We start from the raw sequence: 22,380 nt of genomic DNA, 5'->3' as shown, positions 1-22,380 counted from the left end.
AATGGCTATGATACTCCTCCTGTTTCTTTGAAGCCAGCCCCGCTTGAGTTTTGCCGCCTGATCTGGCTAACTTAGCCGCAGCCAAAAGGATATCATTTATGAAATATTACATTGCTCTGAGCGCTTTTTTGCTCAGTTTTTACAGTGCCGCAGCTACTACATATGTGCCAGCGGTGACAGATTCAACCCTGCCAACGCCACAAGAAGCGCTGGGCTTTCAGGTTGGCGAGTGGCATGCACGTCATGACCAGATCCAGCGTTACTTTGAAAAACTGGCGGCGGCATCAGGCCGGGCCCAGCTGGAGGTCATCGGGTATACCCACGAGCAACGGCCGTTGCTGCAAATGATCATATCTTCTGAGCAAAATCTGCAGCGGCTGGATCAAATCCGCCAGCAACATATTGCTGCCGCGCGCCGGGGCGAAGAACTTAACAACGATGCCCCGGTGATTATCTGGCTGGGCTACAGTGTGCATGGCAATGAGCCCAGCGGGGCTAATGCGGCGGTTTTGCTGGCGCAATATCTGGCAGCTGCTGACAACGAAGAAGTACGCAACTGGCTGAATAATGCTGTTATCCTGCTACAGCCTACCCTAAACCCGGACGGCCATGACCGCTTTGCCATATGGGCTAATATGCACAAGGGGGCGGCACCGGTAGCCGACCCGCAGCATCGGGAACATAACGAGCCGTGGCCAAATGGCCGGCCCAATCATTATTGGTTTGATTTAAACCGTGACTGGTTATTGCTGCAGCACCCGGAAAGCCGTGCCCGTATTGCTCAGTACCAGCAATGGTTGCCCAACGTGGTGGGCGACTATCATGAAATGGGCACCAACAGCAGTTACTTCTTTCAGCCTGGTATTCCCAGCCGTAATTATCCGCTAACCCCTAAGCGTAACTTTGAACTGACCAAGGCGCTGGCAAAATATCATGCTGCAGCTTTAGATCAGGCAGAGCAGTTATATTATACCGAAGAAAGTTTTGATGACTTTTATGTTGGTAAAGGCTCAACCTATCCTGATATTCAGGGCAGTGTCGGCATTTTATTTGAACAAGCCAGCAGCCGCGGCCATTTACAAGACAGTATTAACGGCCCGCTAAGTTTTAGTGCCACTATCCAAAACCAGCTGACGACTTCTTTATCCACTATCCGTGGCGCGGTAGACAACCGCAGTGCGCTGTTGTCTTATCAGCAGGAGTTTTACAAATCGGCGCAGCAACAAGCGAAAAACAGTAAAGTAAAAGGCTATATGCTGACAGAAAGTGCTGATCAAACAAGGTTGGCAGCACTGCTGGACGTATTGCAGCGCCATCATGTAGAGGTATATCAGTTAAGCCGCGACTGGCAGGATGAAAGCGAAAAATACCCAGCATTAAGCAGCTACTATGTGCCACTGCAGCAGCCGCAGTACCGGTTGATTAAAGCGATGTTCAGTACAGAGAAAAATTTTCCGGATAACACCTTTTATGATGTATCTGCCTGGACCTTACCCTATGCCTACAACATCAGCTTTGATAGTGTAAACCGTGAGCCGGCACAATCTAACCTTACAGAAACCTGGCAAACCCGCCCGGCTGCGCCAGTGTCGCTGCCTGTTGGAGCTTATGCCTATGCGTTTAGCTGGCAGGATCAACAGGCTCCGCTATTGTTGCAAGCTTTGCTGGCTGAAAATCTGGTGGTGCGCTCCGCCATGGCAGACTTTACTGCAAGAAGCGGCAATAACGAAGTAAGCCTGACAGCGGGCACTATGTTGGTAGCCGCAGGTTTACAACAGCAAGCCGACTGGTTTGACCGTTTGCAACGTGTACAGCAGCGCTTTACGTTACCGGTGCAGGCAATCAGCTCTGGTTTAACACCGCAAGGCAGTGATTTGGGCAGCAATAATTTTGCAGTGATTAGCATGCCAAAAGTACTGCTGATAGCAGGGCCGGGTATTAGCTCTACCGAGGCCGGTGAAGCCTGGTATAACCTGGAGCGGCTGGCGGGAGTATCGCCTTCAATGGCTGAACCGCAGCAGTTAAAGCAACTGGATCTAACCCGCTATAGCCATATAGTGCTGCCAGATGGCAACTACAATGGCTGGAATGATGCAGACGTAAACCGGTTAAAGCAGTGGCTGGATAATGGTGGTGTGTTGTGGGGCCACAAACGCGGTGCTGCCTGGCTGGCGAAGGCGGGCTTACTTAAAGCGGGTGTCTGGCAAGGCGAGGAAATGAGCAGCCTGATCCCAAGCCATGATCTGAGCTATAAAGACAAAGAGTCACTGGCAGGTAAACAACGTATTGCCGGCGCTATTTATCAGGCTGAGCTGGATTTAAGCCACCCGCTAACATTTGGCTTTACCCGCTCTACAGTGCCGGTATTTAAAAACAGTACTTTGCTGCTGCAGCCATCAGCATTCCCATTTGTTAATGTCGCACTTTACAGCACCACACCACAACTGGCCGGTTACACTGCGGCAGAATATGTACCCCGTATCAGCCAGAGTGCGGTGTTATTGGCGCACAATGTTGGCAAAGGCCGTGTTATTGCCATGACAGATAACCCGGTATTTCGCGGGTATTTTTATGGATCAAGCCGCCTGTTAGTGAATGCTCTTTATCTGGGCCGCAGCTTCAGTGCGGTGGTTGATTAATCAGCCAGTGTTACCGCTACTGTCCACAGGCTGATGTGCTTAGCTCCATGGCGGCGTAACAGACGACATAGTTCATTGGCCGTGGCGCCTGTGGTAATAACGTCATCTACCAGCGCCAGATGTGTCGGCACAGCGGATTGTGGCGGCAGGGTAAAAGCATGGCGTAAGTTGGCCTGGCGCTGCTTGCGGCTTAACCCAACCTGCGCCTGCTGCCTGCCAGTGCGCTGTAACAGCGGCAACAGCGGTATATCCAGCACTTTTGCTGCTGTTTGTGCCAGTAACTCTGCCTGGTTAAAACCGCGTTTGCGTTGCCTGGCCCGGTGCATAGGCACATAAAAAATCGCTTCGGGTAGTTGATGGCATTGTGCTTTGTATTGTGTCAGTACAGTAGCAAACTGCTGTTGCAGCAGCTCTCCGGCGCCATAATCCTGCTGAAACTTCCAGCGTTGCAGCCAGTGCTGATAGGGCTGGCGGTAGTAACCAACACTCAACAGGGCGTCAAACCTTGGTTTTTTCAGGCCTCTTGCTACCTGCGGCAGCCACAGCAAATTAAAATGGCAAAGCTGATACGGCAGTTGCGGCAATGCTTCCTGGCAGCAGCGGCAAAGCTGGCAGCCCGAACTATGCACCGGTAAACTACACCACAGGCAAGGCGAGGGCAGTAACAGGTGCCACAAGTGGCCAAACTGAGATAAAAGCTGGCTTAGCAAATTAAATTCCATTTAAATTTACAATTTTGTAACTATGGCAGAGAAAATGACTTCAGACAAACCGGTATTGGTGTTGTTACATGGTTGGGGGGTAAATCAGGGCGTCTGGCAAAGTGTGGCGCAGCAACTGGAACGCCAACCGGAAGACCAACCGGAAGACATGGTGCAGTTGCTGACCCCGGATTTGCCCGGCTTTGGCTTATGCCGTGAATATCCACAGCCTTATCAGCTTGATGCCGTAGTGGATATACTGGCTGCACAGATCCCAGCGCAAAGCTATGTTTGCGGTTGGTCGTTAGGTGGCCTGTTAGCGATTGCACTGGCACACCGTTATCCGCACAAAGTAAATCAGTTGGGGTTAATTGCTGCATCGCCTTGTTTTCTGGCACAACACAACTGGCCCGGTATGGCAGAGACGATTATGCAGCAGTTCGCCCGTTCGTTAAGTGAAAACCTGCCGCTGACCATCGAGCGCTTTTTAGCCATTCAGGCGATGGGCAGCAGCACTGCCCGCGCTGACATTAAAGTACTGAAACAAGCCATAATGGCTTACCCAATGGCCGATGCTAATGCAGTAGAGGGCGCCTTGCAGTTGCTCAAAGCTGATTTACGCACTGAGTTTGCTGCATTAACCCAGCCTGTCAGTGGCTTTTTTGGCCGGCTCGATTCATTAGTACCGGTAAAAGTAACTGATTTACTGCAGCAGTTGCAGCCACAAGGGCGGTTCAGCATAGCCGCGCACGCATCACATGCGCCGTTTATTTCGCATCAGGACGAATTTATGCATTGGCTCAGGCAATGGCTAAGCCCGGCGTTTAACTGAGCCGGGTGTTTGCAGCTAAACCCTTTTTGTGTTGGCTTTCTTTTTAGTCCGTTTTGGTTAATAATTAACCACTGTCAGATAATGTTGCAGGAGTTGTACCATGGACATTCAATCCGCGTTGTATTCTGGTGTGCAGGGTTTTCAGCGAGCCAGTGCTGGTGTCACGGATGCGACAATTGATATTAATCGCCAAACCCGTGCCAACCGGCTAAATGAAACCGAGCAAGCCGTTACACCAACACAGGCTGCAGAGCAGCCGCGCCAGTTGCAAACGGCAGAACAACCAGGCTCATTAACCAGCAGCTTAGTGCAGTTGGGGCAGGAAGAGCGTAACGCCCAGGCCAATGTAAAAAGTATCCAAACCGCCGATGAGGTGTTGGGTACGGTGATAGATATCCGGGTCTGAGCAAAATGCTGGTTTCGAATTATCCTAATGTCAGTATTAACACCGCCAATCCGCCAACGGAGATGGCGCGGCGTGATGCTGTACGGCGGGATTTATTTGAACCGGTAAAAGAAACGGCAAAACCCGGTACTGAAAAACCGGTTGCTACTGATGAAAAAGCCCGGTCTGGCAACAATGGCGGGGCGCAAGTTAACCTGTACGATGCCAGCGGTAAAGAAACAGAAACACAGCAGGCCATAGATGACCGTGGCGAAAAGTCGGATAACCAGCAAGACGAGAAAGGCGAGCAGGCGCCAAAACAACAAGCCGAGCAGCAGGAACAACAAGAAGTTCAGGAGCTTAAAGCCCGGGATCAGGAAGTAAAAACCCACGAGCAGGCGCATGCAGCAGTTGGCGGCCGTTACGCTGGTGCGCCAAGCTACTCTTACGAGCTAGGCCCTGATGGCAAGCAGTATGCTGTGGGCGGTGAAGTGCAAATAGACATTTCGCCAATACCCGGCGACCCGCAAGCGACAGTACAAAAAATGCAGCAGGTACGCGCTGCTGCATTAGCTCCGGCAGAGCCTTCGGCAGCAGACAGACGCATTGCCGCAGAAGCGGCCCAGCGGCAAATTCAGGCACAGGCCGAACTTGTTAAGCAAAATTCAGCCACAGGGCAAAATAGCGACACAGAACAAACAGCAGCCAGTAACGGCTTTGCCGAACAGGTCGCACAAACCGATATCAGCTACAGTGTGTCAGATAACAACGGCGGCAGTGCCGTGGTGTATCCGCAACGCGATACGCTGGCCAGCTCAGCTCAAATGCAACTGCGTCGCAGTGTTATCGCCGGGTTTTATCAAATGGCGACAGAGCCACAAATTAAGCAATCGCTGCAACAGGTTTAGCGGGTATAGCACCCGCCATACCCGGTCGTTTAATTACTTCTTCAGCTTGGCAAAGGCTTCAGCAAAAGCATTACCCATTACTGCGTTATTGTCTGCTGGTTTAGCCTGGCGTGGCGTGGCGGCTTTATTGTGTTGTGGGCGTGCGCCGGTTTTATCGGCTGCTTTATCCGCATTTCTGGGCGCCGGTTGTTCGTCCATCCGCATGGTAAGCGCAATGCGTTTGCGTTCAATATCTACTTCCAGCACTTTTACTTTTACCACGTCACCGGCTTTTACCACCTGATGCGGATCACTGACAAATTTATCGGTCAGCGACGATATATGCACCAAGCCATCCTGGTGCACACCAATATCAACAAAGGCGCCAAAGTTAGTAACGTTAGTCACTACGCCTTCCAGCAGCATACCGGGCAGCAGATCTTTTAATGTTTCAACACCGTCTTTAAAGCTGGCAGTTTTAAATTCCGGCCGTGGATCACGGCCGGGTTTGTCCAGCTCTTTTAAAATATCGCTAATGGTTGGCACACCAAAATGCTCGTCGGCAAAGGCTTTGGCATCAATGCTTTTTAAGAAGCTACTGTTACCGATGATCTGATCAACCGATTTTTGATGGGCACTGATAATTTTCTCTACCAGCGGATAGGCTTCCGGGTGCACAGATGACGCATCCAGCGGGTTTTTGCCGTTATTAATCCGTAAAAAGCCTGCCGCCTGTTCATAAGCTTTTGGCCCCAACCGTGGTACTTTTAGCAACTCTTTACGCTCGTTAAAGCGGCCGTTGCTGTCGCGGTAGAACACAATATTTTGTGCCAGGGTTTTATTTAACCCTGCCACACGGGCCAGCAGAGGTACTGAAGCCGTGTTTAAATCAACGCCGACCGCGTTTACGCAGTCTTCTACTACGCCATCGAGAGATTTAGTCAGCAGGCTCTGGTTTACGTCGTGCTGATACTGGCCGACACCAATGGCTTTGGGTTCAATTTTTACCAATTCGGCCAATGGGTCTTGCAAACGGCGGCCGATAGACACTGCGCCACGCAGCGATACATCCAGATCCGGAAACTCCAGCGCGGCCAGTTCAGAGGCGGAATATATTGACGCGCCTGCTTCTGACACCATGATTTTTTGCAGTTTTTGTGCCGGCAGAGCTTTTAATACATCGGCGGCCAATTTGTCGGTTTCACGCGATGCAGTGCCGTTGCCAATGGCAATCAGTTCTATCTTATGTTGCTGACACAGTGCTACCAGAGTACGCACCGATTTATCCCACATATTTTGTGGCGCATGCGGAAATATAGTGGTTTGGCTGAGCAATTTGCCGGTTTCATCAATGGCAGTTACTTTAACGCCGGTACGCAGGCCCGGGTCCAGCGCCAGTGTATTGCGCATACCGGCCGGTGCTGCCATTAGCAGGTCTTTCAGGTTGCGGGCAAACACTTTAATGGCTTCTTCTTCGGCTTTTTCGCGCAGTTCGCTTAGCAGATCATTTTCTAAATGCAGCTGCAGTTTTACTTTCCAGGTCCACTGTACTGCTGTGCGTAAAAACGCATCTGCTGCGCGGCCTTCGTCTTTAATATTAAAGTGGCTGGCCACCATTTGTTCGCACAGGCTGTGGGCAGTTTCCTCATTGGCATCGGGCACTAACTGCAGTTGCAGCACACCTTCGTTACGGCCGCGGAACATGGCCAGCGCGCGGTGCGACGGTGTGGTTTTCCAGCTTTCAGTATGCGCAAAGTAATCGCGGAATTTAGCCCCTTCCTGCTCTTTACCGGCAACCAAGGTGCTTTTTAGTACCGCATGTTGTGCCAGGTGTTGGCGCAAGCGGGCCAGCAGGTTCGCATCTTCAGCAAAGCGCTCCATCAGAATATACTTGGCACCATCAAGCACGGCTTTTACATCGGCAAAACCGGCATCGGCGTTAATATAGGCTGCGGCTTCCGTTTCCGGGTTCAGGCCGGGGTTCGCCATTAAGGCGTCGGCCAGCGGGGCAATGCCGGCTTCAATCGCAATCTGGCCTTTGGTACGGCGTTTGGCTTTATACGGCAGATATAAATCTTCCAGCCGGGTTTTATTGTCGGCTGCCAGTATGTCTTGTTTTAACTCAGCGGTTAATTTGCCTTGTTCGTCTATGGTTTTTAAGATCACCTGACGGCGTTCTTCCAGCTCGCGCAAGTAAGTTAAACGCTGTTCCAGATGCCGTAGCTGGGTATCATCCAGGCCGCCGGTCACTTCTTTGCGGTAACGGGCAATAAAAGGTACGGTGGCGCCTTCTTCCAATAGCGCGATAGTCGCGGAAACTTGCTCTGGGCGGGCGGCAATTTCTGCTGCAATTTGTTTAACAATCATAGACATAAACAAAAAATTCCTAATTAAAAAGCACCGATAAGGTGAAAAATATCAAACTAAAGACACTGTAATATGCCGATTGTCCACTTTGTGGGGCAAAAAATCCAATCCGGCGCTGTTACGCCGCGCTCAGTTGTAGCGGATTTGGTTAATAAACCACAGTTTATTGCCTGTAGGCGTAGGTACCAATACTTCATCGTCTACGGTTTTTTTCAGCAGTGCCCGCGCCATCGGTGAGTCGATAGAAATGTAATCTTTGCGGCCGTATATTTCATCCGGCCCGACAATACGAAAGCTCAGCTGCTCACCCTGTTCGTTTTCAATCTCAACCCAGGCGCCAAAAAATACCTTGCCGTCTTGCTGCGGCGAGTAATCTACCACACGCAGCACTTCCAGCCGTTTGCGTAAAAAACGAATGCGCCGATCCGTTTCGCGCAGCAGCTTTTTATTGTACTGGTAATCGGCGTTCTCACTGCGATCGCCCAGGCTGGCTGCCCAGGCTACTTTGGCTGTTACCTCGGGGCGTTTTTCCCGCCATAAATAGTTCAGCTCATGTTGTAAGGCTTCAAAGCCTTCACGGGTAATTAAGTCGGTTCGCATTGTGTTGGTGTCGTTCGGTAAAAGCAGGCCGGGAATGGTAGCAGTTTTTATTGTATGTGGGCTATTTGCCGCCATAATTTTGACAGCCTCTCAGTGTTCTGAGCTTGGGTTTTTATTTTATTTTGTTTAAAAACATTAGCTTAATTAATAATTGAAAATATTTCTTCACTGTCATTTAGATGTAACAAAAATATGCTAGCTAGCGGGGGCGGCCTTGGCTATAGTTACTTCACTGGTCAAAAAAGAGGTAACAGCGCATGAAAACAAAATTATTAAGCGTGGCAGTATCATTAATGGTTATAGCCCTGGCAGGTTGCTCAACAGCGCCAGCCAAATATACTTATGTGATAGATCCGGATTTAGCAGAACAAGCAGACAATTTAACCCGCACCAATGCTCATGCAGGCCATGTAGTATGGGTTAACCCGCCGATGAAGCGGGTACCGGTGAGTGAGCAAAAATAAGCTGACAAACTTTGTAACATAAAGAACCGCCAAGGTTTTTCGCCATGGCGGTTTTTTCGTTTATAGTGAAGCAAATATTGTGGAGGCTTCACTATGGCCAGTTCAGAAACCCCAAAAATTCTGGTAGTTGATGATGACATGCGTTTGCGTGCCTTGCTTGAACGTTATCTGGTTGAGCAGGGATATATAGTGCGCAGCGTGGCAAATTACGAGCAGATGCAACGCCTGATGGAACGCGAAAACTTTCATTTGGTGGTGCTGGATCTCATGCTACCGGGTGAAGATGGCTTGTCTATCTGCCGCCGCCTGCGCCAGCAGGAAAATGAAATTCCGATCATTATGCTAACGGCAAAAGGCGATGAAGTAGACCGCATCATTGGCCTGGAGATGGGCGCTGATGACTACTTACCCAAGCCATTTAACCCGCGCGAGCTGTTGGCGCGTATCCGAGCAGTAATGCGGCGCAAAAGTAAAGAGCTGCCGGGTGCCCCTAGCCAGGCTGAGGGCATGGTGGAATTTGGCCCGTTTAAATTTAATCTGGCCACGCGTGAAATGCGCAAGGGCGAGCAGCTATTACCGCTAACCAGTGGCGAATATGCAGTACTTAAAGTGCTGGTAAGCCACCCGCGGGAGCCTTTATCACGTGACAAGCTAATGAACCAGGCTCGGGGGCGCGATTATTCCGCTATGGAACGCAGCATCGATGTGCAGGTATCGCGCCTGCGCCGGATGCTGGAAGATGACGCCGCTAACCCGCGCTATATTCAAACGGTATGGGGCCTGGGGTATGTGTTTGTACCGGATGGCAGCGTCAGTTAGATGCGTTGCTTCCCGCGCAGTGCCTTTGGCCAGACTGTTTTCCTGATAGGCCTGTTGCTGCTGATCAATCAGTTAGTGTCTTATCTTTCGGTGGCGTTTTATGTGATAAAACCCACCACGCAACAAATTAATCACCTGATTGCCAAGCAAATTAAAGTGGTTTTTATTGATGTTGGGCATCAGCAATCGGTTTTGTCTAATGAGCTGACGGAGCGCTTTCGCGAAGCAACCGGCATTGAAGTGTATACCGAGCAGCAAGCATTACAGCAGGGCCTGGCAGAGGCCAGTTACTATGGTTATTTCTCTGATCTGATGTCGCGTGAGTTGGGTGGCGCCGCTGAAGTACGGGTAGCGCAGGGCGAAACTTATGCTTTTTGGGTGCGGCCACCGCAGGCACCACATTATTGGGTAAAAGTACCGCTTACCGGGTTGGATGAAACCGACTTTTCACCGCTGACGTTTTATTTGCTGATGATTGGTGTGCTAAGCGTTGGTGGCGGTTGGCTGTTTGCCCGCCAGTTAAACCGGCCACTAAAAAGCCTGCAGCAGGCGGCATTACAGGTAGGCGGCGGCGAGTTTCCGCCACCTTTGCCAGAGCATAAAGGCTCTACCGAAATTATTGCTGTAACCAAAGCCTTTAATTATATGGCGCGCGGCATTCGCCAGCTGGAGCAGGACAGGGCCTTACTGATGGCCGGCGTATCGCACGATTTACGCACCCCGCTAACCCGTATCCGGCTAGCGTCGGAGATGATGCAAGAGCCGGATAACTGGATCCGTGAGGGCATTATCAACGATATTGAAGATATGAACGCCATTATCGACCAGTTTATTGACTACCTGCGCCACCACAAAGAAGAACCCGGCCAGAAAGAAAACCTTAACACCCTGGTACGGGAGCTGGTGCAGGCCGAGCATTTACAGCAGCGCCATATTGCCACCGTGCTGGCAGATAACCTACCGGAAGTGATGTTAAGGCGGATTGCCATAAAGCGGCTGTTGAATAATTTACTGGAAAACGCCCTGCGTTACAGCGATGGCGATATTGAAATAACCACTGGTTATGAGCGCAACCGTAAACGTATTTACCTGCAAATTCGTGATCATGGCCCTGGCATACCGGAAAGCCAGATGAAAGCCATGTTTGAACCCTTTACCCAGGGCGATGTAGCCCGCGGCAGTGGTGGCTCGGGGTTGGGGCTGGCTATTATTAAGAAAATAGTCGATATGCACCATGGCGATATAACGCTGCATAACCACGCTTACGGCGGCTTAGTGGTAACGGTGTATTTGCCGCTACGCTAGTATTTTTATTTATAAAAGTTGATGCAAAACTGTGCAGCGTTCATGCCGTTCACACACTTGGGATGGACAAAAAAACCGGATTTTTTTAGCCTTTTACTTTTGGTTGGCAGTATTACTGTTTTTCAGGCAGGGTAAGGCCGCATTTTGCGCGACTGCTGTTTTTTATCCTGCTATAAAACGTTTACTGGTAATCAGGTACATAATAGCTACATAACACAGCACCATTATTAGACCCATTTATTGAGCTATCTGAAAATACAACAATAACAATAAAGGGCCTTTACAGCCCTGCATTAACACTCAATTATTGAATGCTTAAACTACTGCACATGACATTGATTTTGACACATCGGGTATGATGGCCACCAGTTACAAAGTTCCAGTCCACTGCAATTATCAATAGCAAAGGCGGCAGCTGATGTAAACGTTGCTATGACAAAAGCAAATACTACAGTCTTTTTATTTTTCTTCATTTCCAACCCTCATGATTCAATTTATTACTAGTGTTTAGTTTTTTCTAAACAACTCATAATATTTAGCCAAAAAAATAAAGTCAACACTTTGTAATCAAAAATAAAACAAGTTTGGCTGAAAATTATAACGTAATTAGTTGCCCTCAACATATCAAAGGGCAATATCAATACTGAATTTACATTTTTTTAGCTTGAAGCAAGAGTTAATTTCTTAGCAAAATGTTTCATACGCTAAATGCTGATCATAGCTCTGCTATAACCGCTGTAAGCCATAGCAGCCCCCGGAAATAGAGCGGCGTTATCCATAAAGTGCTCAATCTGCTCCGGTAAATCACCCGTCGTTTTGAAGTAGTGGTTGCGTGTTATGGTATCGTGCACGGCATGCCACAGTTTCTCTATTTTGTTAACCTGGTTGGTATAGCAACATAAACCTTAGTTTACTCCTAAGCCAGAGAGTGTAAAAAATCTGTATAGGTAGTTTTCTACCCATGTATTTGAAGGAATTAACTGAGGGCAGAGACTGAGGTATCCGCGCAAATTAGCTAATTTGCCCCAATCTCTTTTCCTATTTCCCAAAATAAACACTTGACCTTAAGTTAGCTTGAGGTCATAGCTTCTGATGCTGTTCTACTGCTGCCAGCTTCTGGCAGGGGTTAAGCTAAACTGTTAGCGGCAATCTCAAGGTTATAGGGGGTAAAGTGCAATCTATTATTCAGGTAAACAACTTAAGCAAAACCTATCCATCCGGTTTTCAGGCGCTGCAAAACATTCAATTGGATATTCGCCGTGGTGAAATTTTCGCTTTGCTGGGGCCGAACGGGGCTGGCAAAACTACTTTAATCAGCATTATTTGCGGCATTGTTAACCCGGGCGAGGGCACTGTGCTGGTAGACGGCCTGGACATAGTGCAGCAGTACCGCAAGGCCCGCCAGCGCATCGGTCTGGTGCCGCAGGAGTTGTCGGTCAGTATTTTTGAAACAGTATGGGATACCGTTAGCTTTAGCCGGGGTTTATTTGGTAAACCGGCTGACCCGGCCTATTTGCAGCAACTGCTGCGCGACTTGTCACTGTGGGATAAAAAAGACAGCAAAATTATGACGTTGTCCGGCGGCATGAAACGCCGGGTTTTAATAGCCAAAGCGCTGGCACATCAGCCACAAATTTTGTTTCTGGATGAACCTACCGCCGGGGTGGATGTAGAGCTGCGCCGTGATATGTGGCAGATGATCCGCCGGCTGCGCGACAGTGGCGTGACTATTATTCTTACTACCCATTATATTGAAGAAGCCGAAGATATGGCCGACCGCATTGGCGTGATCCGTGCCGGTAAATTGATCCTGGTAGATGACAAAACCAGCCTGATGCAAAAGCTGGGTAAGAAGCAATTACTGTTGCAACTGACAACGCCATTACCGCAAATACCGGCTGCGCTGTCGGCCTATCAGTTGCAGTTATCTGCTGACAACAACCAACTTATTTACACCTTTGATGCGCAGCAGGAGCAGGCCACTATCACCAGCTTGTTACGCCAGTTGAATACTCAGGGCATAGAGTTTAGTGATCTGCATACCAGAGAAAGCTCGCTGGAAGATATCTTTATCAGCCTGATGGGAGATGCCGCATGAACTTCTTCGCCATTAAAGCCATTTACCTGTTTGAGCTGGCCCGCACCCGGCGCACGCTGATGCAAAGTATTGCCTCACCGGTGTTATCTACCTCGTTGTATTTTATTGTGTTTGGCTCTGCTATTGGCTCACGTATGGTGGCCATTGACGGCATCAGTTATGGCGCCTTTATTGTGCCGGGCTTAATTATGCTGACGGTGCTGACAGAGAGTACGTCGAACGCTTCTTTTGGTATTTATATGCCAAAATTTTCCGGCACCATATACGAGATTTTATCGGCACCGGTGTCAGCGGTGGAAATTATCCTCGGTTATGTCGGTGCTGCGGCCAGTAAAGCTATTGTACTGGGGCTGATTATTTTGCTGACAGCGCAGTTTTTTGTCGATTTCAGCATAATGCACCCGCTATGGATGTTAACCTTTTTAGTGCTTACCGCCATTAGCTTTAGCCTGTTTGGTTTTATTATCGGCGTGCTGGCTAACAGCTTTGAACAACTGCAAATTGTGCCGCTGATGGTGATCACGCCGCTAACCTTTTTGGGTGGCAGCTTTTATTCCATCAGTATGCTGCCGCCGCTGTGGCAACAAATTACGCTGTTTAACCCGGTGGTATATCTGATCAGTGGTTTTCGCTGGAGTTTTTACGGTGTGGCCGATGTCAATGTTGGCCTGAGCCTGGCGATGATCCTGTTGTTTATGGCCAGCTGTATTGCGGTAATTTGCTGGATTTTCCACACCGGCTATAAAGTTAAGGTGTAAGCCCGTTAATAGCTGGCAGTGCGGCTGCCAGTTGTTCACTCAGCGCTTTAACAATGGCTTGATCATGCCAGTACAGATTATGCGACAACGGGTTCCAGCTAGCAGTTAACCAGCTGAAAAAACCTCCGCCGCTGGCGTTAACTTCAATATCGGTTACCATTGCGGCATAGCCGTCTGATAACTCGGCCAGTGGCCAGCCCAGTACATCGTCTTTGTCATAGTAGTTATGCCAGATAAAAACGCTGCTGGGTTTAGGGAATGGAATTATTTGCTCCATGGCGTGTGCGGCAACAAAGATCGGAATATTGCAGCCGGTGGTGATAAGGCTCACCAGACTATCACCGCGTAAAAACGCGATATCCTCCTCAGTTAGCAGACTATCGCCGCTGATAGCCGCCTGATAGCGCTTAATGTTCCGCCAGATCCCGGCTGCCGGTTTTAGCCCGGCTTTGGCTTGCTGTGCATCCCACAAGTAGCAGGACAACACATGGCAGCCTAATGAATGTGCCAGTAATACCAGCTTGCCATCGGCAGTTAACTGCTGTTTTGCCAGATACAGCGCGCGGGCTATTTTCAGCTGGCTGTAATGATACAAACTGTGTGGATGCTCTTTACGATGCTCCAGTGCCGCGGCGTCGGCAAAACCGAATAACATAAAGCGGCGCAGTTTGCCCCAGCGCAGGCGTGTACCTGTAGCCTGCCACACCCGCTGCTCGTTGTATTGCAGTAAGTCCTGATAATACACTGTGCCATAATAAAGCGGCGCAGTGGAAACACTTTGCTGTAACCGGGCAAACAGTTTGTCAGCATAATCCGGCTGGGTTTCGCCCATGCCATGAATGGTAATCAGCGCTACGGTTTTCATCGCTCAGGCCTGTTGTTGTTTGCGCTGTTGCTCCAGATAGGCATACAGCTGCTCGGTAAAAAAGCCATGCATTAAAAAGCGCTGGCCTAAATTCCATGGCCCGACTAAATAATGCGGGTACTTGTTATAGGCCATTTCGCTCAAAGACTTATCGCCAACCAAGTCGCCGATGCGGATAGCAATGGATTGGTCGAGGTTAAAGCCGTTTATCGCATCGCGGTATTCTTCGCGGGTTAACAGCAGACAGAATAAACACATAAACAGCGCATGGGCGCTTTCAAAATCAAGCCATTGCGTACGTTTCTCAGTAAATTCAAACTGTGCCATATCAATACTTTGCCAGTGCTGCCAGTTAAGCTCGCCAGCTGTTAACGGCTGCTTCGGGTGGTGCCAGCTGCCAAGCTCCGCAAATAAGCGAAACAGCTGCTGGTCATGCTCAACAAAGCTGGCGTGTTGCATATCGGCAACGCATTTTGGATACAGTTGCACCGGGTTAACACCGCTATTGCGGCTATTGGCAGCCAGAAAATTCAGCACATTAGATTCAGTAGCATAGTGGCGTAAAATCAGTAAGTTGGCTTCTTTGCTGACAAAATGCGTGCAAAACCAGCAAATCAGCTTTTGTAAGCTGTTATGCGCACTAAACTGCGGTAAGGGTAAGCGCTTAAAAAACCAGGTGATATGCAGCAAAATAGCAAAAATAAACTGCAGCAGTGGCCGCATGCCCCAGCGCAGCGGGTTTTGTAAGTCTTTTAACCATAAATCCAGCGCGGCCTGTTCGATGGGCAGCGAGTTATCGTTAGCAATGGCCTTTAAATAGGCGCTTGGGCCGCTGCGGTTGCTGTTATGACGATCAGTAGTCATGCTCAACCTCTTCCAGTTGCAGGCAATACAGCCTGGCGGTAACACGGGCGGTGCGCACGATACTGCTTAATTGCGCCGGGCTTTGGCATAAGCGGTCGATCAGCTGATACAGCTTTTGCATGTGGTCGTCATCATTGGCGCCGTGGTAGCGCATAAAGCGGGTGTAGCTGCCATCACCGCCGCTAGCCTTGTCGATTTGTGCTGCCCAGTCGTTAGCCATTTTCTGGCCCAGGCCTTCAATAATCCACATGGCGCCAATTAAATCGACCGGGTTTGGCTGGCTGGCGCGGTACATTAAAAAACCATGCAGCGCTTCAGTGCCGATATTACGCGCTGCGTTTTGGATGTCGCTTAAACTGCCGCCGGCAGCAACGTAATCGCGCTCGAGCATTTCATAGTCGCGGTGCTCTTCGCGGGCATGGCCGATAATGGTGGAGCGTACATCGCTGTAATCGCGGTCAAAGCTGGAGGCACAGCGGCTGATCCAGCGTGAGCCTTCAATCACCTGCTGGCGCCAGTTCAGCAGCAGTTGGCAATAATCGGCTTTACTAAACTGGCCACGCTCCAGCCGTTGCAACAGTGGCACGCGGCCGAGCTGGCGTTCAAATTCAAACCATACCCGCATTAGCGCCTGTAAACATTGTTGGCCCTGCGGGCTTAATACGTGCTCTGTCATTCAGGCCTCCACTACGGTCAGTTGCATATAGGCATTATTAAAGCGGCCACTCTCCGGCACCATGCACACTATGGTATCGCCGGTTTTATAGCTTTGCGTGCGGCGAAATTCGTCCAGCATAATAAAAATAGAGGCACAGCCGGTATTGCCGCGGCTGTACAGATTGCTGTACCACTTATGCTCAGCAATGCCGACCCCGGCGCGCTGCAGCATGTCGAATATTTTGCCGCGAAAATAATGCGATGAGTAATGGCACAATACGTGGTCGACCTTGTCCGGTTGCACGCGGCCCTCACTGATTAAACGCAGGTAACCATCGACGCCCAATTTAACGATATTTTCCAGCAGGCGCACATCCTGGCGAATAAGCAGCGCACCGGCCGCTTCGGCCTGGGCATAAGTGGCGTAATCCTGCCAGCTTTGGCTGTGGTTGCTGTCCGTTGGGTAACCCACGCTCATACACACCGGATAGGCATCGGCATGCGAAAAGCTGCGGATCCAGTCAATACGAAAACAGCGGCCACGCGCTTGGGTTTCCAGCAGCAGGGCACCGGCGCCGTCGGATAACATCCAGCGCAGAAACTCGGCGTTAAAATCCAGTTCTGTGCCGGCGGCTTCATAACGGCTGGCTTTAAATAAGCGTGAGGTCAGCTCACTGGCCACCACTAACGCATTGGGCTGCTCGCCGGCTTTCAGGTTAGTAAACGCCGCTTTTAGCGCCATCATACTGCCGGAGCAAATACCGTGGCTGCTGTGCAGTTCTATATCGCTTAAGCCCAATTCAGCCTGCAGCATAGAACCAAAGCCCGGCAGTACCACATCGCCCTGGCTGGTAGCAGCGCTGAGCATCTTAATCTGCCGTTTGCCAATAAAGCTGCCGGTTAAGCAATGCTCTGCCGCCCGCGCTGCCATTGAGGCGTTAGATATAGTGGTGTTGTGGTTGGCATCGATAGCGTAGTGCCGGGTTTGAATGCCGTTAGATTGCAAAATACGCCGCTTTAACCGGCTGGGTTTGCCATGCACGTAGCCCAGCAGCGGCTCCATTTCGTCATTGCTGATGGCCGGGCCGGGTAAAAAGTGGCCTGTGCTGTTGATATACACACTCATGCGTTCACCTTGCGCTGCTGTAGTGCCGCCTTTAAGCAGCGCAGGTTTTCTTCCATATAGGGCAGCACACAGACTATGGCCATAAAGCCCAGATAATACGGCAGGTAAGTGTCGCCGCCATGGGCGTAAGGCATGCGCTGGAAATAAAATTCACCCTGCCAATCGAATGTCAGCAGTTTCACCACTACCGGATAGTTAATCACGGCAATTAACAGCAACATATACAGCGGTAATGTGGCCAGATAATTATGCGCATGCATTTCCCACAAGCTGATATGGCGCTTGGGCGCCGCGTAATGCACGTCGTAGTGGGCTACGGCTTCGTGTGCCAGCCAGGCGGCAATGCAAATCAGCATAATCAGCACATTTACCTTAAACAGCAGGCAAAGCAAAATCGGCACCGCCATCTGGATGCCCATTAACGAGTGAATAAGCGACTCTTTTAAACCCGAGGTATGTTCAATCCGGGTGGCGCGGTGGCAGCACCAGTCAATAAAACCGGCAATACCCCACAATGGCAGAAACACATACAACATTAACTGAATAAGCAACTGGCTGGTTTGCAACACCGAACTCCTGTTGGTGCCAATACTGCGGCGTACTATAACGCAAGGTTAATGGTTTGTAGATTATTTTCTGGTTGCACGGTTGTAGCATTTAAAATGCCTTATGCGCGCTGCCGCACCGAACGGCATAAATAACAAGCTCATTGTATGGTACCGGATAGTGCATTTCTGCACTGTCTGAGCTGAAAACGAGGTTTATATGAGTAAGTACAATGAGCAATACCGTGGCGAAACGTCAGACAAACTGGATAAAACAGACCGGGCCTATACCGCCAACAAATCTGACAAAACAGATAAATCCACTACAGCGGATAAAACCGACAAAACGGACAAATCCAATAAAACAGATAAACATAACCAAACTGACAAAGGTAATAAAACGGATAAATCCGATAAAAAGCGTTCTGGGTAACAATGTCCGGCATTGCCAAAATGAGCTCCGGAGCCTGTGTATTAAGCTCCGGCGCAATGTTGTAACGCCTTTACAGGAAGTTAAAATGAAAACATACACCCCCAAATTATTACTTGCCGCCGCTATAGCGCTGGCGTTAGGTAACGCGCCCGTTATGGCCGATGACAAAGTGGCAGCTAAAAGCGGGCCTGTAGCTGATGCCCGTCAAGAGGCGCAGATATGGACTACTTACACGCTAAACCGCTATTTACGGGCCAATGATTTAACCGTTACCGTGCTGGATGGCAAAGCCACGCTTAGCGGTAGCGTGGAAGAAGATGTACACAAAGATCTGGCCGGTGCTATTGCTGCGGGTGTCAGTGGTATTGACGATGTTGATAACCAAATTACCGTAGATGCCGACTACAAAGCGCCTGATCGCAGTAGCACCCGCGGGTACGGCGATGTAGTAGACGATGCCACTATTACCACTGCAGTAAAGTCAAAGTTGCTGTGGAGCAAGCATACCGAAGGTATGGACACCAAGGTGGTAACTAACGCAGGTAAAGTCGAGCTAAGCGGCACAGTAGCCACGCAACAGGCAAAACAGCAGGCAGAAAAGCTGGCAAAAAATACTGACGGCGTGCGCTCGGTAGACAATAAACTGCAGGTTAGCGACAAAACCACTGATGGCAAAAGCTATAAAAAAGCCGACGCGGAAAAAGGCAGTGTGATTGCCGATAGCTGGATTACCACCAAGGTTAAATCAACTTTTATGTACTCCAGCAATGTTGCCGGATCTGATATTTCGGTTAAGACCGACAAGGGTGTTGTTACGCTGTCTGGCGAGGTAGGCAGTGGTGCAGAGCAAGCTCTGGCAATTGAACTGGCGCAGAATATCCGCGGTGTGAAAAGTGTTACATCACGCCAGCTTATTTTCTAAACGGTTTGTATGGGGCGGCTTAGGTTATGTTTGCCGGCCCAACCCATCTTTTGAACTTTATTAACTGGAAAAGGTTGGCATTGATATGAATGAGCCTCAGTATGCAAACCCGCAAGTGCTGCGTAACACTATGCTGCAGCTTAACGTTGAAGCACTAAGTGCCGAAATGGTGCGGATGCGCTGCGAAGTAATATTGCAGCAAAATATCTGGCTGCGACAACAGCAGCATTTACAACAACATAATCAGTTGCTGCTACTAACCTTGATGCAGGCGGTTAGCCAAAATGCCAGTACCCAAACCAAACTGCAGCAACTTACCCTCGACAGCCAGTGCGATGCGCTGACCAAAACACTTAACCGCAATATTATGCTGGACCGCATTAGCCAGGCCATCAGCATGTCAAAACGGCAACAACGCCGGTTTGCACTGTTATTTATTGATTTGGACCGGTTTAAACCGGTAAATGATCAATATGGCCATGCTGCCGGTGATGCAGTAATACTGCAGGTTTGCGAACGTTTAACTGCTGCGGTGCGAGACAGCGATGCGCTAAGCCGGCACGGCGGCGATGAGTTTCTGTTGCTGCTTAACGATATTTCAGACAATGAGGCTGCAACTCTGTTTGCCAATAAACTGGTGCAGGTGTTGGCGCAGCCTTATCAGATAGAAGGGCGCAGTGTTTTGCTGTCGGCCAGTATTGGCATTGCGATATATCCTGATCACTGCAACAGTGCTAAGGCCCTTATTAGCTATGCAGATGCTGCTATGTACCGTGCCAAGCAACAAGGTGGCAGCCGGGCTTGTTAAAACCTGGTGTAAAGTTGTTATCGCTATGCGCGCTAGCGCACAGACAGCGGTTGGTTTTAACGGCATAGTAAAACAGGGCTCACTTTCGCTGCAGCCCCGGTTTATCAGGAGCTATAGATGAAAACACATATTGCCGACACTCTGGTTAGCGCAGAGCCTTTATCCAGAGCACGATCTGGCAAACGCTGGCTGTTACTGGCCAGCGCCGTTGTAGTATTAAGCGGCTGTGCTTCAGCACCACTGCCACCCACGGCTGAAATGCAGGCAGCAGAACGCGCCATTGGCACGGCTGAGCAGGCGCAGGTTGTGCGTTACACCACTGTCGAGCTTGATACTGCGCGTAAAGAGCTGGCAGCTGCACGCCTAGCCATAACTGAAGAAAATATGCCGCAAGCCAGACGCCTGGCATTGCAAGCGCAGCTAAATGCCGAGCTGGCATTAGCACGCGCAGAGCTGGTTAAAGCGCAGGCAGTAAATAAAGATATGCAGCAAAGTATTGACGCCGTGCAGCAGGAAGCACAGCGTAATATGTCAGGAGTAAAACTATGAATAGCGCGCTTTCTTCAGAAAAAATGTCTGTTAGCAAAACCTTGCTTAGCCTGAGCCTGGCGGCCGTGTTTGTTGCCGGTTGTGCCAGCGCACCGAAAAGCCCGGATGGTGCAGCTAATGTGCGCCAGCAGCTTATTCAACTGCAAGGCAACCAACAATTGGCGGTGTTAGCGCCACTGGCTATAAAAGAAGCAGAGCAAGCTGTTATTGCCGCTGAGCAACCGGAAAAAAATACCGCTTTAGCCGCCCACCGGGTGATTATGGCCGAACGTAAAGTAAATATGGCCAGCACCCAGGCGCAAACCCGTTTGCTGGAGTTACAACGCGACAGTTTAAGCCAGAAACGTGACGAAGTACGGCTGACTGCCCGCACTCAGGAAGCCGCCAGCGCCCGCGCTGACGCCAGTGATGCACGCAGTGATGCTGAAATGGCCCGTTCGCAAGCCAGCAATGCTCAGGCCAGCGCCGCCATGGCACGCCAGCAAGCCGATGCCGCCGCAGCAACCGCTGCTGCCACTACAGCAGATCTGCGGGCCCAAATAGCTGAGCTTAATGCCAGGCCAACCGACAGAGGTTTAGTGGTAACACTGGGCGACGTGTTGTTTGACACCGGCAGGGCTAACCTGAAAAGCGGCACCAGCAATCATCTGGATAAACTGGCGGAGTTTTTAAATGCTTATCCAACACGTACAGCGCAAATTGAAGGCCATACCGACGACGTAGGCTCTGACGCTGCCAATATGCTGTTGTCACAGCGGCGCGCCGATACCGTTAAAGCATTTTTGGTCGCGCAGGGCATTGCTGCCAGCCGCCTGGATGCATCTGGCAAAGGCGAAACTACACCATTGGCCAGCAATGATTCAGCCGGTGGCAAGCAGCAAAACCGCCGGGTAGAAGTGATTATCGCCAATATTGCAGAATAATATTACCAGGCGTTAACCTGATAAACACACCCGCTGCGGCGGGTGTTTTTTGTATACTAGGGCGTACCTTGTTCTGCTAATAAACGTTTTGCGGTGTCGGGTGTTGGTTCGCCCAGCAAGCGACGATAATTGTCTATTCCTATCTGATAACATTCACAGGCCGCATGTTTTAACGCGGTGCGGTCTAATATACTCATCATGCCACGGCTATAACTAATATATTGTTTTCGCTGCAAAATGCCTGCTGCTATGGTAACGCCACTGCGCCGCACGCCTAACATATCTGCCAGAAACTGATGTGTCAGATGAAAGCTATTACTATGCGCCCGGTCATGGCTCATTAACAGCCAGCGCGCCAGGCGGTAATCCAGCTCATGAAAATGCGCGCAGGCCGCGCTTTGTGACAACTGCGCCATTAACACAAACAGATATTGCTGCAATATATGCTGCAGTTGTGGGCAGTCCTGCAGCAGTTGCTGCAGCGCGGCAATATCGATACGCCAGGCCGTGCCTTTGCCTTGCACCACAGCCTGCATCGGCGCGGTAGTTATGCCAAGTGCCAGCGTAACGCCCAGCATACCTTCGTTGCCAATTAAGCCCATTTCCAGCGGTTTATGCCCGGCCAGCTTGGTTACCAGCGAAATAAAGCCACTTAGCGGGAAATACAAATAGCGGTAGCGCTGCTGCGGCTCGCACAATAGCGTGCCAAACTCCAGCTCTACCACATCACAATGTTGCAACAGCAATACACGTTCTTTTTCTGACAGCAAATTAACTAAATGATTAGTAATAAGCGGAACAGTTGAAACAGACATAGCGCTGGCCTCTAGCAC

23 protein-coding genes are annotated in these 22,380 nt (G+C 50.1%); 14 read left to right on the top strand and 9 right to left on the bottom strand.

Annotated elements, in window-relative coordinates; all coding sequences use genetic code 11:
• Positions 1-98 precede the first annotated feature (98 nt).
• On the top strand, positions 99-2,639 hold the full coding sequence (locus tag AR688_RS18230) for a M14 family zinc carboxypeptidase (protein ID WP_068237460.1): 2,541 nt from the start codon (positions 99-101) through the stop codon (positions 2,637-2,639).
• Here AR688_RS18230 and AR688_RS18225 read toward each other — a convergent pair.
• Positions 2,636-3,349 (bottom strand): ComF family protein, encoded by a 714-nt coding sequence (locus AR688_RS18225; RefSeq protein WP_231732170.1) that lies wholly within the window; start codon positions 3,347-3,349, stop codon positions 2,636-2,638. The two genes, AR688_RS18230 and AR688_RS18225, sit on opposite strands and share 4 nt — an antisense overlap.
• A 46-nt stretch (positions 3,350-3,395) precedes the next feature.
• Here AR688_RS18225 and bioH point away from each other — a divergent pair, with 46 nt between their 5' ends.
• The 3 genes from bioH (at position 3,396) to AR688_RS18210 (ending at position 5,465) form a co-directional block, all read left to right on the top strand.
• Positions 3,396-4,172: a pimeloyl-ACP methyl ester esterase BioH gene (bioH, locus tag AR688_RS18220; RefSeq protein ID WP_231732168.1), complete on the top strand. Its 777-nt coding sequence runs from the start codon at positions 3,396-3,398 to the stop codon at positions 4,170-4,172.
• Positions 4,173-4,272: 100 nt separating this feature from the next.
• Positions 4,273-4,578, top strand: a complete 306-nt coding sequence (locus AR688_RS18215) for an excinuclease ATPase subunit (RefSeq protein WP_068237453.1) — start codon at positions 4,273-4,275, stop codon at positions 4,576-4,578.
• Between the two features lie 5 nt (positions 4,579-4,583).
• Positions 4,584-5,465 carry a putative metalloprotease CJM1_0395 family protein gene (locus AR688_RS18210; RefSeq protein WP_068237451.1) on the top strand — a complete coding sequence of 294 codons (882 nt, stop codon included), beginning with the start codon at positions 4,584-4,586 and terminating at the stop codon, positions 5,463-5,465.
• Between the two features lie 33 nt (positions 5,466-5,498).
• On the opposite strand, the gene AR688_RS18205 is transcribed toward AR688_RS18210, so the two are convergent.
• Positions 5,499-7,817, bottom strand: coding sequence for a Tex family protein (locus tag AR688_RS18205; protein WP_068237448.1), 2,319 nt, complete (start codon positions 7,815-7,817; stop codon positions 5,499-5,501).
• 123 nt (positions 7,818-7,940) lie between these two features.
• A complete protein-coding gene (greB, locus tag AR688_RS18200; protein WP_068237767.1) occupies positions 7,941-8,411 on the bottom strand; it encodes a transcription elongation factor GreB in 471 nt (156 codons plus the stop codon).
• A 257-nt stretch (positions 8,412-8,668) separates the two neighbouring features.
• Here greB and AR688_RS18195 point away from each other — a divergent pair, with 257 nt between their 5' ends.
• The 5 genes from AR688_RS18195 to AR688_RS18175 all read left to right on the top strand — a co-directional run bounded on the left by AR688_RS18195 (position 8,669) and on the right by AR688_RS18175 (position 13,855).
• Complete coding sequence (locus AR688_RS18195) at positions 8,669-8,875, top strand: hypothetical protein (protein ID WP_068237443.1); 207 nt, start codon at positions 8,669-8,671, stop codon at positions 8,873-8,875.
• Between the two features lie 93 nt (positions 8,876-8,968).
• Positions 8,969-9,694, top strand: a complete 726-nt coding sequence (ompR, locus tag AR688_RS18190; RefSeq protein WP_068237440.1) for an osmolarity response regulator transcription factor OmpR — start codon at positions 8,969-8,971, stop codon at positions 9,692-9,694.
• Positions 9,695-10,999 (top strand): two-component system sensor histidine kinase EnvZ, encoded by a 1,305-nt coding sequence (gene envZ, locus AR688_RS18185; protein ID WP_068237437.1) that lies wholly within the window; start codon positions 9,695-9,697, stop codon positions 10,997-10,999. It begins immediately after the preceding gene.
• 1,171 nt (positions 11,000-12,170) lie between these two features.
• Positions 12,171-13,097 (top strand): ABC transporter ATP-binding protein, encoded by a 927-nt coding sequence (locus AR688_RS18180; RefSeq protein ID WP_068237434.1) that lies wholly within the window; start codon positions 12,171-12,173, stop codon positions 13,095-13,097.
• Positions 13,094-13,855, top strand: a complete 762-nt coding sequence (locus AR688_RS18175) for an ABC transporter permease (protein WP_068237432.1) — start codon at positions 13,094-13,096, stop codon at positions 13,853-13,855. The genes AR688_RS18180 and AR688_RS18175 overlap by 4 nt, the downstream gene beginning before the upstream one ends.
• Here AR688_RS18175 and AR688_RS18170 read toward each other — a convergent pair.
• From AR688_RS18170 to AR688_RS18150, 5 genes are read right to left on the bottom strand one after another with little or no spacing between them, the layout of a single operon-like run.
• The gene (locus AR688_RS18170; protein WP_068237429.1) at positions 13,845-14,720 is read right to left on the bottom strand and encodes a hypothetical protein; all 876 of its coding nucleotides are present in this window, start codon (positions 14,718-14,720) and stop codon (positions 13,845-13,847) included. The two genes, AR688_RS18175 and AR688_RS18170, sit on opposite strands and share 11 nt — an antisense overlap.
• A gap of 3 nt (positions 14,721-14,723) precedes the next feature.
• Positions 14,724-15,584, bottom strand: a complete 861-nt coding sequence (locus AR688_RS18165; protein WP_068237426.1) for a DUF6999 family protein — start codon at positions 15,582-15,584, stop codon at positions 14,724-14,726.
• Positions 15,574-16,260: an iron-containing redox enzyme family protein gene (locus AR688_RS18160; protein WP_068237425.1), complete on the bottom strand. Its 687-nt coding sequence runs from the start codon at positions 16,258-16,260 to the stop codon at positions 15,574-15,576. Before AR688_RS18160 ends, AR688_RS18165 begins: the two co-directional genes overlap by 11 nt.
• Entirely contained in the window at positions 16,261-17,367 is a 1,107-nt protein-coding gene (locus AR688_RS18155; protein ID WP_068237422.1) for a beta-ketoacyl-ACP synthase III, read from the bottom strand.
• The gene (locus AR688_RS18150; RefSeq protein WP_082694841.1) at positions 17,364-17,936 is read right to left on the bottom strand and encodes a diguanylate cyclase; all 573 of its coding nucleotides are present in this window, start codon (positions 17,934-17,936) and stop codon (positions 17,364-17,366) included. Before AR688_RS18150 ends, AR688_RS18155 begins: the two co-directional genes overlap by 4 nt.
• A 196-nt stretch (positions 17,937-18,132) precedes the next feature.
• Here AR688_RS18150 and AR688_RS18145 point away from each other — a divergent pair, with 196 nt between their 5' ends.
• From AR688_RS18145 to AR688_RS18125, 5 genes are all read left to right on the top strand, one after another.
• Positions 18,133-18,345, top strand: a complete 213-nt coding sequence (locus AR688_RS18145; RefSeq protein ID WP_068237420.1) for a hypothetical protein — start codon at positions 18,133-18,135, stop codon at positions 18,343-18,345.
• 85 nt (positions 18,346-18,430) lie between these two features.
• A complete protein-coding gene (locus tag AR688_RS18140; RefSeq protein WP_068237419.1) occupies positions 18,431-19,267 on the top strand; it encodes a BON domain-containing protein in 837 nt (278 codons plus the stop codon).
• 85 nt (positions 19,268-19,352) lie between these two features.
• Complete coding sequence (locus tag AR688_RS18135) at positions 19,353-20,075, top strand: GGDEF domain-containing protein (RefSeq protein ID WP_068237417.1); 723 nt, start codon at positions 19,353-19,355, stop codon at positions 20,073-20,075.
• Positions 20,076-20,192: 117 nt separating this feature from the next.
• Positions 20,193-20,624: a DUF4398 domain-containing protein gene (locus AR688_RS18130; RefSeq protein ID WP_082694840.1), complete on the top strand. Its 432-nt coding sequence runs from the start codon at positions 20,193-20,195 to the stop codon at positions 20,622-20,624.
• Positions 20,621-21,547 (top strand): OmpA family protein, encoded by a 927-nt coding sequence (locus AR688_RS18125; protein ID WP_068237415.1) that lies wholly within the window; start codon positions 20,621-20,623, stop codon positions 21,545-21,547. Before AR688_RS18130 ends, AR688_RS18125 begins: the two co-directional genes overlap by 4 nt.
• 56 nt (positions 21,548-21,603) lie before the next feature.
• On the opposite strand, the gene AR688_RS18120 is transcribed toward AR688_RS18125, so the two are convergent.
• Positions 21,604-22,362, bottom strand: coding sequence for a Crp/Fnr family transcriptional regulator (locus tag AR688_RS18120; protein WP_068237758.1), 759 nt, complete (start codon positions 22,360-22,362; stop codon positions 21,604-21,606).
• Positions 22,363-22,380: the final 18 nt, after the last annotated feature.

It is taken from the genome of Rheinheimera sp. EpRS3 (assembly GCF_001513785.1).
Classification (GTDB): domain Bacteria; phylum Pseudomonadota; class Gammaproteobacteria; order Enterobacterales; family Alteromonadaceae; genus Alishewanella.
Note: the sequence above shows the minus strand (reverse complement) of the source record. Positions and strands in the feature narration are given on the sequence as shown.

Bases quoted from the DNA above. Each gene is read 5' to 3' on its own strand.
- AR688_RS18230 (WP_068237460.1), top strand. From the start codon at position 99: ATGAAATATTACATTGCTCTGAGCGCTTTTTTGCTCAGTTTTTACAGT.
- bioH (WP_231732168.1), top strand. From the start codon at position 3,396: ATGACTTCAGACAAACCGGTATTGGTGTTGTTACATGGTTGGGGGGTA.
- AR688_RS18215 (WP_068237453.1), top strand. From the start codon at position 4,273: ATGGACATTCAATCCGCGTTGTATTCTGGTGTGCAGGGTTTTCAGCGA.
- AR688_RS18210 (WP_068237451.1), top strand. From the start codon at position 4,584: ATGCTGGTTTCGAATTATCCTAATGTCAGTATTAACACCGCCAATCCG.
- AR688_RS18205 (WP_068237448.1), bottom strand. From the start codon at position 7,817: ATGTCTATGATTGTTAAACAAATTGCAGCAGAAATTGCCGCCCGCCCA.
- greB (WP_068237767.1), bottom strand. From the start codon at position 8,411: ATGCGAACCGACTTAATTACCCGTGAAGGCTTTGAAGCCTTACAACAT.
- AR688_RS18195 (WP_068237443.1), top strand. From the start codon at position 8,669: ATGAAAACAAAATTATTAAGCGTGGCAGTATCATTAATGGTTATAGCC.
- ompR (WP_068237440.1), top strand. From the start codon at position 8,969: ATGGCCAGTTCAGAAACCCCAAAAATTCTGGTAGTTGATGATGACATG.
- envZ (WP_068237437.1), top strand. From the start codon at position 9,695: ATGCGTTGCTTCCCGCGCAGTGCCTTTGGCCAGACTGTTTTCCTGATA.
- AR688_RS18175 (WP_068237432.1), top strand. From the start codon at position 13,094: ATGAACTTCTTCGCCATTAAAGCCATTTACCTGTTTGAGCTGGCCCGC.
- AR688_RS18170 (WP_068237429.1), bottom strand. From the start codon at position 14,720: ATGAAAACCGTAGCGCTGATTACCATTCATGGCATGGGCGAAACCCAG.
- AR688_RS18165 (WP_068237426.1), bottom strand. From the start codon at position 15,584: ATGACTACTGATCGTCATAACAGCAACCGCAGCGGCCCAAGCGCCTAT.
- AR688_RS18160 (WP_068237425.1), bottom strand. From the start codon at position 16,260: ATGACAGAGCACGTATTAAGCCCGCAGGGCCAACAATGTTTACAGGCG.
- AR688_RS18155 (WP_068237422.1), bottom strand. From the start codon at position 17,367: ATGAGTGTGTATATCAACAGCACAGGCCACTTTTTACCCGGCCCGGCC.
- AR688_RS18145 (WP_068237420.1), top strand. From the start codon at position 18,133: ATGAGTAAGTACAATGAGCAATACCGTGGCGAAACGTCAGACAAACTG.
- AR688_RS18140 (WP_068237419.1), top strand. From the start codon at position 18,431: ATGAAAACATACACCCCCAAATTATTACTTGCCGCCGCTATAGCGCTG.
- AR688_RS18135 (WP_068237417.1), top strand. From the start codon at position 19,353: ATGAATGAGCCTCAGTATGCAAACCCGCAAGTGCTGCGTAACACTATG.
- AR688_RS18130 (WP_082694840.1), top strand. From the start codon at position 20,193: ATGAAAACACATATTGCCGACACTCTGGTTAGCGCAGAGCCTTTATCC.
- AR688_RS18125 (WP_068237415.1), top strand. From the start codon at position 20,621: ATGAATAGCGCGCTTTCTTCAGAAAAAATGTCTGTTAGCAAAACCTTG.
- AR688_RS18120 (WP_068237758.1), bottom strand. From the start codon at position 22,362: ATGTCTGTTTCAACTGTTCCGCTTATTACTAATCATTTAGTTAATTTG.